Below are 13775 nucleotides of genomic sequence, written 5' to 3' on the forward strand. Positions count from 1 at the left end.
CTCAGGGTTCACGCCCTTTTTCGGTTATTGGGCGGGTTCAAAAGCCAAAGCGGCGGAGTTAATGCAATACCGCAAGCCGGTGGGTCGCGGTCCGTCGTTGAACACGTGCCCTAAATGGCCGTCGCAGCGGTTGCAAACCACCTCGGTGCGAATCATGCCGTGGCTGTTATCCGCGACCTCGCCCACGTTGGCGGCTTTAATGGGTTTGTAGAAACTGGGCCAACCGGTGCCGGATTTAAATTTGGTGGCGGCGTCAAACAACGGCAAACGACAGCCGGCACAAACAAAAACGCCGTCGCGTTTTTCGTTGAGCAAGGTCCCGGTAAAGGCGCGCTCGGTCCCTTTTTTGCGCAAAATGGTGAACTGCTTGCGGGTGAGCCGTTCGCGCCACTGATCCTCGGAAAGGGAGACCTTGCCGTCAACAACGGGTAGTGGTTCCTGATCGGTTTTGGCGGGGGGTTCACCGGCCCCGGAGAAGGAGCACGCGAAGGAAAGGGCGCAAAAGGCAAGCAGAACCCAGCGGGAGAAAGGGGCGCCCAGCGGCGAGAGAAAACGATAAAACATGGAAAACCTCCAAAAGCTCAAGAGCAGCTCTTGCGTGGAAAAACACGGCGACGTTCCGTTTTAATCCAGAAAAGCGAAGACAGGTTGGTGAAATGTGATGATGATCAGACCCAAGACCGTGGTCAAGGCCTAAAGTTGCGTCTCAAAAAAGCAACCAAACCGCCCTGACAGATTATCTCTCGTTGCTCAAATAAATAAACACCCTCCCGTCAAAGTATATAAACCACGTAAATACCAAACCCCAAGCAACTGCATTTCATTAACTTACCTAATGGATAGGGCCAAAATGACCCGGCTCGCGGACCGGAGAGACGATTATCCGCGTCAAAAGAAAGGAATAAAAACACGCTCTAACCCCGCAAAAACAGGTTGTTTTGCCGATCTTTTATCCTAAAAATGACGGCACACCAAATTATCTAAAAACCACATAAACAAGCGCTTGGAGCAAATCAGTCCGCATTCCTTTTGTGAGCTGTGACACCCGAAACCAGAAAGATTGAAGTTTTAGGTTAATTTGATTGCATATGTCAGCGTTTTGCTTTTTGATTAGAGTAAGAAGCTGATTCAGGCATCACGGATTGGCCGAAAGCCCCATCTAGAAGCCGATCTAAGCCCCAATTTGATTCCTGGCCCGCTTCACTGCTCAACCTCCAATTCTCTGAGCACATGAAAACCTGCCGGAACACTTTTCGTTGCCTGCCGGCACCAGCCCCATCTGGAGAAAAGGCATCCCGCGGCGCTTAATGTTAGGAGTAGCACCTATGATTACGAAACTTTGGGTTGGCAATTTGCCCTTTAACTCGAAAGAAGAAGATGTTCGCACCCTGTTTGAAACCATAACCTCCGTCCACTCAGTCAAACTGATCATGGACCGTGAATCAGGCCGTAACCGCGGTTTTGGTTTTGTTGAAGTTAAAAGAGACGACGCCGAGCAGGTGATCGCCAAGCTTCACGAAACCGATTTCGGTGGTCGTAGTCTTCGCGTCACCATGGCCAAAGACCAAAACACCCCCAATTACGCGGAACAACAATCCACGCAGCAAATGGCAACGGTTTAAAACCGCCGCCCCTGCCTAGCAGCCGCGTCGCCTGTGGCTCGTGCTGCTAGTTTTCAGGACTTCGAGCCCTTCCACGGAGGGACTTGCTCCAATCATCCATCAAGGATTGTGATCCCCCTTCACCCCCCTTCTTGATGCGCTGTTGTGTGTCACGACATTTAATGGTCATCTTTTCACAATCCCAGTTGCGGCCCCGTTCCGGGGCCTTTTCTATTTGGGACGGCCTTGGGTCGGGGTCCTATTAATAAGGATACAGGTCTTTGGTCGCACCTTCGTTTGCCGATCCCCCACGCGCGAGGTCGCTTGGCTTCGTCTTTTGGGCACAGCATACCCGCGGCCCTACCGACCACGCCTCTTAGGTAAAACAGAAGAACATTGTCGGCGTTAATGCTTCGTGTTCAAAACAATCGGCAACACCATCGGCGGTAATCAGGGACCCGTTCAGCCGCTGTCGCGCCTTGAACAGCGGGCCCTCCGCCATTGGTGACGGCGGTCATGGTTCCTAATTAGGTAAGGATTGACTTATCTTTACGAACCCAATAGGCTGCTTGCAGCAAGATGCATCCACAATTCAGGGGAGAAACATGAAAAAATCTTTAAAATGCTCACTGGTCGCACTCTTGTGTGCCACCTTTTTATTACTACCGCTTCACGCGGGTTCCGACGCCAAGTCCGCCGAATGGCTGGAGAAAATGGCCAAGGCATACGCCAACATGCCTTACTCGCTTAACTACACCGGCGCCATGACCGTGAACCAAATGGGTCAAGAGATCTCCATGAAAATGGACGGGAAGATGATCGCCAAGGATCAAACCCACCAGAACATGACCATGAAAATGACCATGAACACGCCCGCCGGTCCCATGGACATGAACGCGCTTTACGTGCTCGACGGCAGAATGATGTGGACCGAAATGAAAATGCCACCCCAAGCGGGCGGCATGACCCAGGTCACCAAATTGTCCCTGGAAGCCATGGAAAAAATGAATGAAGAAATGGGTTTCGGCGGCATGGGCATGCAAGGCCCCATGGATCCCGCGCAAATGGTCAAAAACATGGAAAAAACCCTCGACATCACCTTTAAAGGGATCGCCGACGGCAAAGTCACCATGCAAGCTGAGATGACGGAAGAAGCCGCCAAAAAAATGGGCATGGCTCAGCCTGGCACGCCCGTCAAAGGCATGAAAATGACCTTGATCCTGGATGAGAAAAACATCTGGCCCACCACCATGAAAATGGAGATGGAAGGGCCCGAGGGTCAGAAGATGCCTTTTGAGTTTAACTTCAACGATTTCAAAAAGTTAGACAAGGTCGACGACGCGCTGTTCACCTACACGGCACCCGAGGGTGCGATGGTCATTGACGGTGACCAAATGATGAAGCAACAGCAACAAATGAAAGAAGGCGACCACGGCCATGACCACAGCCACGGCGACCACGGTCACAAACACGACTAAAGCCCCACGTCTTAAGCAATCAAAAACGCGACCCACGGGTCGCGTTTTTTTTTGCTTATTTGTCGGCAAGGCCCTCAATCGCAAATTCCAAGGTTTCGCGCACCAGCGCAAGCGATTCCGTCGCATGGGCTTCGCGGAGCGCGTCCAAAGCGGACGGGTCACCGCATTTCCGCAGGGCTCCCGCGGCACGGTTGCGCACCTCGTAGGTTTCGTCGCGGAGAAACGAACACAAAATGGGCACAACTTCTTCGCGTTGCGCCGCGGTTAAACGACCGGCCTCGGCCAAAGAACCCATCAGCAGGGCGACCTGTGCGCGAACTTCATCCGCTTTATCCTGCAACATGCCAATTAACAAAGGCACGTTTTCCGGCACATAAAGTGCGGCCAAAGCGTTGGCAGCATGGCGGCGCACGGTTTTGTTGCGGTTCTTTACCAGCTTCTTAAAAGGTTCGCGCAAGCGCTGATCGGCAAAGTAACGGCTTACAATCAAAATTGCGGCACCCGCCGCTTGATTCACCAACTTGGCCTGCCCAGTTTCCATGGCCTCAATGAGTACATCGGTCACGCGTGGATCGCGGATCCAGGCATGGGTCTTCTTGTTGACGGCACGCGCGGCCTCCTTGGCAACGACGCCGGCGGCCTTTGCCCGCGTTGGTACTTCACCTTCCCCGATCTGCTTCAGCACGCCGTCCAGTCGCTCCCGAAGCGGCTCATCCACGGGAATCAGTTCGTAATATGCCGCTTGGACCACCGTGTCGTGGTGCTCGATGAAACCGGCATTCAGCAGCAGGGTTTTGGCACCCTCGGCATCACCAGCATCGATCAGTCGCCGGGCCTCGTCAATAACCATGGGCACACCCCGTTAAAAAATAGCCCGCTTCTCTCGCCGGCTTTCTACTTGCAAACCAAGAACTTGCGATCCCTATACCAGGCTCATGCAATATCTTCCTTGCGCGCATCCTAGCACGTTTCCAAAACAGCTCATGTGCGGCGCGTTTCATCGGGGTTATTGCGGCCTGGGGAGATGGGCGATTTCGTTGCCGGCGGTGCCCCGATCAAGCGCCCGCTGGACATCGGCACGGGGCAAAATGGGCCGCGCCGCATCGTTGGGATCGTGGTAGGAATGGTAATAACGGGAGTCATCGCTGATGCGCCGGTTTTCCAGACCGTCAAATTCAACCCCTCGGATGTTCCCCTCGTTAATATGGTGGAGCGCGGATCCCTCTAAATTACGCGCATCACGACGGGTGTCCATATCGGTGGCAATAACGCGCATCGAATCAAACTCGCCCGCGGCCCGGTCGCGACTGTGCTGCATCATCCGCTCGCGGGGACATTGTTCGGTAATGCCCACGTAAACAATTTTCGGCGGTTGGCCTTTGGTAAGCACGTAGACGGATTGGCCACGCGAGCCGCCACAGGCCAAGCCGAACGGATCAATAAAATTCAACGGGTTGGGCGCGTAGCGATAGCGGAATGGACCGGCCGCAAAACCCAGTGGATCCGGCGACAGGAACAGGCCGTCCTCGGCGCTGTAATAACGGAAACGGTTGTAGGACAGTCCGCTTTCCTCGTCGTAATACTGGCCGCTGTAGCGCAACATCGGCGCGTGTTCATCGCCAGACTGCGCCACCAACTTGCCCCATTCATCCAGGGTTCCCCACCAAGCGGTTTCGCCTTGATCGTCAACCACCTCCAGGGGTTCATCGCACAAACCGTGAATGACGTGGAACGGGACGCCGTCCTCAAACATCAACAAGGGCCGAAACCCGTCGATCACATATTCGGTCAACCGATCTTCGCGCTCGACGGCCATTAATTGGTTGCCTTGCCAGTAAAAACGCGTTTCTTGGTCGCCTTCACATTTTCGGGTGCGGCGGCCGAAACCGTCGTAGTGATATTCAATGCGTCGCCCGTCCGGGCGTTCCACGGCATCGAGATGACCCAGCTTGTGCCAGTGGTAGCGGGTCACTTGATCGCCCAGGGTTCGCGAAATCACGCGGCCCGCGTTGTCGTAATCAAGACGGGCGGCACCGGCCATGTTGAGCCGGTCGGCCGGTTGGTAAAACAAGCGCTCACCCGCGCGGTTATTGACGCGATTCCCCCCCGCGTCATAAACAAATTCCACGGGAGAAAGGCCAAAATGCTCGGAACGGACCAATTCCTGACTCGCGTTGTAGCCGTACAAAGCCTCACCGCGCCGCGAATCCTTCACGGATTGAATTTGACCGGCGGCATCAAATTGAAATGCCCGGCCAAAAACCATTTTTGCATTTCCGACGCCAACCCACTGCTTGGACGGCAAGCCACGTGGGTCATATTCAAAACGCTCCTCAAAATTCAAGAAGTTACGGCGAATCAGCAAATCATTAGAAGTGTAGTCAAAACCCTGGCGAACCCCTTTTTCGGAGAAAAAGGCGCGCAAACGGCCACGACCGTCGTGGTTGTAGTTCAGGGTACCGGCGCGGCTTCCCTCGAAGTCGCGGGTGCGAACCCTTCCCATCGGGCTCAACGTGGTGCGCACGGTGCGCCCGTTTTGGGTTTCGGCGACAATGCGCCCCAGGGCATCTCGCTCCAGGGTGACGCGTTCTTCACCGCGGGTGGAAGCCACGATGTTGCCGGCTAGGTCGTAGGTGAAAGACGCCAAGAGCAGACCGTCGGCGGTTACCTCGAGCAGGCGGCCCAGTTCGTCGTTTTCGTATTGAAGGCGGTTGACCCCGTCAAACCCGGCCACCACAAAACCGGCCTCATCGTATTCGTATTCCTGAAAAGAACCGTCGTAATATTCGGTTTTCACCACGCGGTCCAAATCATCGTAGATGAAGGTGGTTTTTTGGCCCGCCCCATTGATGATGGCGGTATTGCGTTTTTCACTGTCCCATTCAAGTTTGTAAATGCGTCCCGAGGCTTCTTCAATTTCGGTGGGCAGGTCGTATCCCTTGTAGCGGAAGTGGGTCACATGGCCGGCCTGGTCGTACCGAATCGCCTGACCGGCACCATCGTAGGTGATCACCCGTTTGCCGTCCCCACCGTCGCGGCGATCCTCTACCGAGACACGACGGCCGAGCTGATCGTATTCAAAACGTTTCACCAAGCCGGCGCTGTCGTGACTTTCGATGGGATTCAGACGTACATCGAAATGCTCACGCGAAAGCACACCGCTTTCATCCGCCACAACCAAACGGGTCCATTTGGGATCGTGGTCGTATTTGACCACGCTGCCGCCGGGATAAAGCACCTCGCGTAGGTCGTTTTGTTCATCGTACTGATAACGCGTGCTTTCACCCAGCGGGTTCACCACCTCGGTCAAGGCACCCCGCGCCCAGCAAAAACGCCAGACCGCGCCGTCAAATTCGCGCACCTGAATGGGTTCGTGTTCCTCGTTGTAGGTCAGGGTGGTTTCGCCGCCGGTGCTGTAGCGAAGCGCCACCCGGTCACCGCGTCCGTCGTACTGGTACTCGGTGGTGAAACCGGAAGGCGTGGTTTCGCTGACCCGACGACCATATTCATCGTAGCGGGTGAGCTGTCGGCTTCCGTTGGGAAGGGTCGTCATTTCAACCTGGCGGCCCTCGTTGTACTGGTAGGTCGTTTTGCGGCCTAAACTGTCCGTCACCACGGTCTGGCGGCCCGCCTCGTCATAAGCAAAAGCCCGCTCACCGTGACGCGCTTCGCCACCGAGCAACACGCAGCGACCCCCATCGTCGTATTTCATGCGGTAGGCCTTGTCGCCCAAATAGCGTTCGGAAGTCATGCGGCCCGCGTCGTCATAGGTGTAGGACTGGACCACGCATAAATCGTTGCGGGTCCGCAGCAGGCGGCCTTCTTTGTCGTACTCGAAAGCCACCATCAATTCGGGTTTGCGGCCGGATACGTTGAGGTAGAGTTTATTGAGCCGGCCCTCGGCGGTGTAATCAAAGGTGAGGCGTCGCGCCTGCAGGGTTTGGGCGACCTTTTTTACGCGGTTTTGGCTGTCGTAACTGATGTGGAGCGAGTGGCCGTCGGGTAAACCCCAGTGGGTCAGCCGGTACACGCCGTCGCCGCCGGCTTGGAAAAAGAATTTTTGAACGCGCTGCCGGTAGTCGTGCCAATGGTAGAGCTGAAGGTAGTCTTGATAACGGCGCAACTCCATGTTGTGGCCGAGGTTCCACAAGGACGCGCCGGCATCGAGTTGGTCAAACGAACCGTCGAAGGTCAAGGTATGGCCGTCGTGGCCGAAAAAGGTAAAACCGTCGAGGTCCGGTTCAATGGTCGCCTCAAAGGCGTGGTACCAACCGGGACCTAGCACGCCTGGTGCCCTGTCCAGCAAACCGGTGGAATAATAGCGCCGGAAGATGATGGGCACAATCCCACCGCAATCGACATCATGGGCCGCGGTATACAAGGAACCACGGGTAACATTAACCGGCATAACACACCTTCTCAGATTGGTTTTTTGGACGGGTAAGTGTTAGTGTTGGGCGCCGACGCGGGTGGTGCCGTTGGTGTTGGAACGGTTTTGGTTGCGTGCCCGCAAACCTTTCACCATTTTGAGCAAACCCTTGGCGATATCCATCCACGGCGGCATGGGAAACCCGCCGATCCAAACATCGGGGGAGCCGGCAAAAATGGCGCCCGGCGTTCCCGGCGGCAGGCAAGGATCTTTGCCCATCATGGCGGCCGCGGCCAGGGCCATGACGTCATTCGCCATTTGCGCCGTGGCGGTAGCGGCACTGAGCGCCAACGCGGCGGACATATCCGCGTTGTCCGCCTCAACCGATTCAACGATGTCCCCGGCAACCCCTAAACCGGTGGCGACAAACCCGCCCACCATGCAGGCCATCATCGCGGCCCGCATCGCCTTCTGGGCGGTGGCAATGGCGCCACGCAGAGCCGCCGCTTCCGAGGGAACGGGTTTGCAATGGAAGGTGATGTCCCCCACCCGCGCGGCACGCGCGCCCCCAATGAAAACCTTGGAGGAACCGGTATAGATTTCGTACATCGGCGGTAACCCACAGCAGGTTGGGTTGACACCCATATCGCCCGCCCGTGCCGCCGGTCGACCGTTGATAAGTACCTGAACACAACAACCAAAAGTCACGGGCCCAACGGGGGGAATCGGGGTCGGCGGAATCGGGGCCGGCCCACTGGGTGGGTGGGCAATGTGCGCATGGGGGGCGCCTAAGGCCAGCGAGGTCTGAAACGCGGCGGGTTGGGACGGTAACGCGGACGCCACAAAATTGGTGGCTCTGGCAAAACCCTCGTTGAGCAAGCCAATGGCCGCGGCGGGCGCGGTAACCACCGTGGCGATGGCGTTACCCGCTTTGTGCAAGGCATTTTCGGGGCGTTTTAGCGAGGGCGGTGTCGCCGGGGGAACACCGGGTAAAGCCGGGTCGATATCGGATAACATCCTGCTGCCTGCGCTCATAACACCCTCCTACCCTTTTTTCAGGTTTTTGAGTTCTTCTTTGAGGCCGTCCACCTGATCCTCACGGCCGGCCCGCGGATAAACCCGTTTAAGATGGCCAAGGTTGGTTTGTAATTTGTCGTTCATGTCCAAGTTACGGCTGAGGGTCGCCGCGCCTTCAAAACTCGCGCAGGCCGCCTGCCACTTTTCTTGTTTCTCCTGAGACAAACCACGCCACATCATGGCGTCGACCTTGCCGTCGGGATCCAGCAGGTGGGTTGCCATTTGATCGGTTTGGTCGTAGTACTGCTCAGAAACGCCGTATTCTTTTAGCTTGAAATGGGTATCACCCAGGGAACGGACCGAATGGTAGAGCTGGGTGTTGTTCTTGCAATCGGCGGCGGTGACCACACCCCATTCGTAATGGTCGCGGGCCTCGATCCAATTGTTTTGCCGCCGGTAGGTATCACCCATACAGTTGTAAACAAGGGCGATCATGGGTTTATCATCGACGCTTTGATAGTAACCCATGCAGTAATCCAGCTTAAACAACGCATCCTTGGTGCGGTTGTACCCCGTGTCCATAATCGCCAAGGACAACAGGGCTTGGATGCGTTCGCCGTCGCTTTTGGTGGGGTCCTTGGCATCCATATCAAGCGCTTCGACCATCTGTTTTTGGGACAGGTCAATGGGACGTTCCCACACGCGCGGATAATCACATAAACCGGGACGGCGGTTGGTTAAGTCGTAACGCACATCGCGCACAATCAAACGCACCTGACGCATCCAAGGCTGCACGGTTTTGTCGGCGGGCACAATTTGGTTCAGCAAGTTGATCAACCCGCCGCGATCCCCGATCGCGGTGGGGCACATCACCCACACCAAGCGGTGGCCGCCGTTGGGCGGCAATTGCGCACGCAAGTAGTCGAAAGCGCGAATCAAACGTTCCGCGGCCGGAAGCGCCCCATCGAACAGCTCGGGTGGGAGTTCCGGCAGCGGATCTTTGTCGTTTTCACCGGCATAGGTGTTGGCCAGGGTCCATTCCTCGCGCAAACGCTCCATACACACCGAAATGTAGGCGTCGATGTGGTTGCATTCATCGGCAAAGGACAGGAACACATCAGAAGCATCCGCCTCCTCAATGCCGCGCAGCATTTTGAGCACGGGCACCGTCTCCCCGTCGGAGCAAGGGATCAGCATCAAAAACTTATGACGCTGCTCCACAAATGTCTCCAGATCTCGGTTGAAATCTGCAATGACACGCTCCATGGGCACCTCTTCTCAGAACACGAATTAGTTGATTTTGATCAAAGCACCGGAAATCTCGTGAACACCGATGGCGGCCGACGAAATTTTGACGCCGCCGACTTCGATCCCCGAGGATTTGATCGTGATGTTGTTGACGCCGACCCCCAGGGTCAGCTCCTTGTTGGCAATGATTTGTATCTTGTCGCCCGACACATACACCTGTTTGTTGCCAACCATATCGATGTGTTTGGTAGCGGTGAGCTTCATGGAATCGCCGGCACCGACATTCACGTCTTTCGAATTGGCTTTAATGTTGATGTCACCGGTTTTGGCGGTCGCGTTCATGTCGCCCGTGTTCACATCAATGATATTGTCACCGGTTTTCACTTCCAGCTTGGCGTCACCGGCATTGACGGTCACCTTGCGGTCCCCGGTCAAGACGTTGAGGATGTCGTCACCGGTGTTGATGTTGTGGGTGCGGTCGCCACTGTAAATGGTCTGGGTTTCATCGCCGTTGAGCACATCGACCCAGTGTTCATTCTCAATGGTGACGAATTTGTCGCGACCGGTGTATTCGCTGTAGTCTTCCTCGATGACACCGACCATTTTGGATTTCATCACGGTTTCATAGGACCAATTGTCCACGAAAATGGATTTGTCGTTGTAAACCAAGGTATCCATGTTGTTGTCGACCAAAATCATTTTGTCGTTGTGGACGGTGGTGGTCATGTTGTGGTTCACGGTGATGGTTTTATCGTTGAGCACCAAGGTGTTCATGTTCTTTTGCGCACGGATGTCAATGAGTTCCTTGCCGTCCTCGTCGTCGAACATGATGTGGTTGTCTTTGATGGTTTTAATAATGTTCTGCCACTTATTGGCCGGTTTCAGTGGGCAGGCGTTGAAGTCGTTGTAAACGCGGCCGACCACAATCGGGTGATCGACGTTGCCGTCCATGAAGGCGACCAGCACCTCGTGACCGATGCGTGGAATCCACTGGATGCCGTAATCTTTGCCGGCGTACCCGTTGGAGACGCGCAACCAAATGGAGGAACGGTCGTTTTTGGGGCCCTCGCGATCCCAGTGAAACTGAATTTTGCAACGACCCAAATCGTCGAGATAAACCTCGGCACCGGCGGGACCGGTCACGGTGGCGGCTTGCAGGCCGTACACCTTGGGTGCCTTGTTTTTGCGTTCGGGGCGGTACTTCAGTTTGACGGGATAGCAGCGGAATCTGTTGTGGTAGTGGCCTTGCTCCATGGTGATGTGGAGTTCGGTGAGCATCCACTTGGCGTTAAATTCGTCGCGGAAGTGACGCTCCATGGTGAAGCAGTAACCCACCTCGAAGGAACGGCAGGCACTTTCGCCGTAACCGAACTTGTTGGCCGACTCCTCGGCTTCTTTGCGCAGCGGTTTGTAGAAGCCGATGTTGCCTGAGTTTTTGTAGTTCAGCGAGTGTTCGTAGTTTTCGTAACTGCTGAAAAAGGGTTTGCTGCTGTCGGTTTCGTTTTCCATCAAATTGGTTTGCGAGGTTTCGCTGTTGTAATCCGTTAGGGAAAACAGGCCGGTGCTGACCTGCTCTTGGTAGGCGAAATGGAAAACGTGTTCGGCGTCGGCGCTGCCCACCGTTTGCTGCATTTCTTCCAGTTCGTGGTAGCGCGCGGTGGCGATGGGTGCGCAATCGGGATGGCCGCCGGGGTAGTTGGCAAACACAACTTCTTGTTTTTTGTGGTCGAAGAAAAAGCAAATGCCGTCTTCTTGACAAAGGCGCGAGATGAAGTTGTAACTGGTTTCTTCGTATTGAAGGCAGTAATCGCGCGTGGGCGGGGTGGCCTGGAGGTTCCAAGCGTGTTTGATGCCCAATTCATCGAGGCACTCGCTCACAATGTCCTTGGAATTTTTGTCCTGAAACACCTTGGAAGAGGTTTTTTTGGTGGAGAGCCACAGATCGGGACGAATCTCGATGAGGTATTTGTATTCTTTAATGGTGGAGGCGTCGACATCACCGTGACGGGTTCGTGCCTGCGCAAAGCCGGTAATGATCCCACTGAAAAAGCGTTCGCCGGCAAGGTTCTCGCCGCAATTGTACTTAATTTTGCCGGTGGCGTGGATCATGTCCTCGTAGGTGAGTTCCTTGTTTTCGGAGGTCGCTTCCACCCGAATGAGGAACAGGTCGGATATTTTTTCGTGGATTTCTACTTTAAGGATCTTGACTTCATCACCGCCGGGACCCTGCCAAAAAATCTCGTTTTCGTTGTTTTTGAGTGACGTCACAACAACCTCTATAAAATATTTTTTTGCGCTGCACGGCCGACACAAAAGAACCGATTAAACGGGGATTGTGGGCGACCTTTGCCGCGTTGAAGGTACCTGGTGTGCGAATGGGTTGGTTTTGATTATAGTCCATTCGCCGCCTGAAACGCGCGGTTTTTGTTTAAAGATAAAATCCAAACGAGGCAATTTTTAGAACCGCCCCATTCTATTGGGAGGAGAAAAGAGGATTGCCGCGCACCGCCTCCCAAGCGGCATTCACGACAGACAAAAGTCACGCCTTCAGAATACTAGTGTCAAAGATAACGCAAAAGTTGCGGGAAAAAAGCGGCGGCGGCCATTTCTGCCTGTAAACCCTATAGATATAGGAGCGGGTGCCGGGCGACGTCCCATGGGGGCCTCGGGTTTGGCGGCCGTATCGATTGGGGGTTTATGATTTGTGGGTCTACCCCCGTGGGCAGCCTCCGGTCCGGCGGTCGTATCGATTGGGGGTTTATGATTTGGGGGTCTACCCCCGTGGGCAGCCTCCGGTTCGGCGGTCGTATCGATTGGGGGTTTATGATTTGGGGGTCTACCCCCGTGGGCAGCCTCCGGTTCGGCGGTCGTATCGATTGGGGGTCGACCCGGCGCGCCCCAACCGGGGCCGCACCACCGCATCTCTGGACCATACTTTGAATAAACGCTGGGCGAAGCCCGGCCACACTGGACGCATCCCACAGGGATGCCATAGGTTAGCCCCGGGTACGACCATTGAAAATGGTCGCACCCTGGGTGTCTGGAGTTCACGGACGGGAAAACGCTGAAGGCGTTGACACCCGAATGGCTCCGGGGCAACAACCCCACCAAGATGGAAAAATCATACGGTCGTTTACCCAGGACGAGCGGTTTCGTGCAAATGGTTGTAGGGCCGACGCCTTCAGCGTCTACACGACGGGAACTCCCGGGGACCCAGTGCAAATGGTTGTGCTACAACCATTTGCACGGGGCTGAAATCCATGGCGCCTTCAGCGCCACCGGCGGTTGTTCGCCGACGGCTCACGGCGCTAAATCAGGTGTGGCCCCCGCATATGGGTGTGCGCCGGTTCAACCCCCATCCTGACAAGGCCTTCCCCCCGTTCGACCCCATCCATGCAGCCTGGGGTTCACGGACGGGAAAACGCTGAAGGCGTTGACACCCGAATGGCTCCGGGGCAACAACCCCACCAAGATGGACGATTGGGGGGTCGACCCGGCGCGCCCCAACCGGGGCCGCACCACCGCATCTCTGGACCATACTTTGAATAAACGCCGGGCGAAGCCCGGCCACGCTGGACGCATCCTACAGGGATGCCATAGGTTAGCCCCGGGTACGACCATTGAAAATGGTCGCACCCTGGGTGTCTGGAGTTCACGGACGGGAAAACGCTGAAGGCGTTGACACCCGAATGGCTCCGGGGCAACAACCCCACCAAGATGGAAAAATCATACGGTCGTTTACCCAGGACGAGCGGTTTCGTGCAAATGGTTGTAGGGCCGACGCCTTCAGCGTCTACACGACGGGAACTCCCGGGGACCCTGGGTAAAGGGTTATTCCATAACCCTTTACCCAGGGCTGAAATCCGTAAGGCCTTCAGCCAAACCAGTCGTAGTTCGCCGCCGGCTCACGTTTTAAATTAATGGTGGACCCCAATTCACGGTGTGCGCGCCCCGTTGGGGTGCGCCGGTTCAACCCCCATCCTGACAGGGCCTTCCCCGTTCAACCCCCATCCTGACAGGGCCTTCCCCGTTCAACCCCCATCCTGACAGGGCCTTCCCCGT

The 13775-nt window shown here is 55.7% G+C and carries 8 protein-coding genes; 2 read left to right on the forward strand and 6 right to left on the reverse strand.

The window, feature by feature from the left end:
* Positions 1 to 24: 24 nt before the first annotated feature.
* Positions 25 to 564 (reverse strand): peptide-methionine (R)-S-oxide reductase MsrB, encoded by a 540-nt coding sequence (gene msrB, locus J3U88_RS27250; RefSeq protein WP_207862172.1) that lies wholly within the window; start codon positions 562 to 564, stop codon positions 25 to 27.
* Positions 565 to 1325: 761 nt separating this feature from the next.
* On the opposite strand from msrB, the gene J3U88_RS27255 reads away from it, so the two are divergent.
* Positions 1326 to 1622 (forward strand): RNA recognition motif domain-containing protein, encoded by a 297-nt coding sequence (locus J3U88_RS27255; RefSeq protein WP_207862173.1) that lies wholly within the window; start codon positions 1326 to 1328, stop codon positions 1620 to 1622.
* A 584-nt stretch (positions 1623 to 2206) separates the two neighbouring features.
* Positions 2207 to 3079: a LolA family protein gene (locus J3U88_RS27260; RefSeq protein ID WP_207862174.1), complete on the forward strand. Its 873-nt coding sequence runs from the start codon at positions 2207 to 2209 to the stop codon at positions 3077 to 3079.
* Positions 3080 to 3134: 55 nt separating this feature from the next.
* Here J3U88_RS27260 and J3U88_RS27265 read toward each other — a convergent pair whose 3' ends face one another.
* The 5 genes from J3U88_RS27265 to J3U88_RS27285 form a co-directional block, all read right to left on the reverse strand.
* The gene (locus J3U88_RS27265) at positions 3135 to 3929 is read right to left on the reverse strand and encodes a HEAT repeat domain-containing protein (protein WP_207862175.1); all 795 of its coding nucleotides are present in this window, start codon (positions 3927 to 3929) and stop codon (positions 3135 to 3137) included.
* 156 nt (positions 3930 to 4085) lie between these two features.
* On the reverse strand, positions 4086 to 7487 hold the full coding sequence (locus J3U88_RS27270) for an RHS repeat-associated core domain-containing protein (RefSeq protein ID WP_207862176.1): 3402 nt from the start codon (positions 7485 to 7487) through the stop codon (positions 4086 to 4088).
* Between the two features lie 39 nt (positions 7488 to 7526).
* Entirely contained in the window at positions 7527 to 8483 is a 957-nt protein-coding gene (locus J3U88_RS27275; RefSeq protein WP_207862177.1) for a PAAR domain-containing protein, read from the reverse strand.
* A gap of 9 nt (positions 8484 to 8492) precedes the next feature.
* Positions 8493 to 9731, reverse strand: coding sequence for a tetratricopeptide repeat protein (locus tag J3U88_RS27280; protein WP_207862178.1), 1239 nt, complete (start codon positions 9729 to 9731; stop codon positions 8493 to 8495).
* Between the two features lie 24 nt (positions 9732 to 9755).
* On the reverse strand, positions 9756 to 11981 hold the full coding sequence (locus J3U88_RS27285; RefSeq protein WP_207862179.1) for a type VI secretion system tip protein TssI/VgrG: 2226 nt from the start codon (positions 11979 to 11981) through the stop codon (positions 9756 to 9758).
* Positions 11982 to 13775: the final 1794 nt, after the last annotated feature.

It is taken from the genome of Acanthopleuribacter pedis (assembly GCF_017377855.1).
Taxonomy (GTDB): Bacteria; Acidobacteriota; Holophagae; order Acanthopleuribacterales; family Acanthopleuribacteraceae; genus Acanthopleuribacter; species Acanthopleuribacter pedis.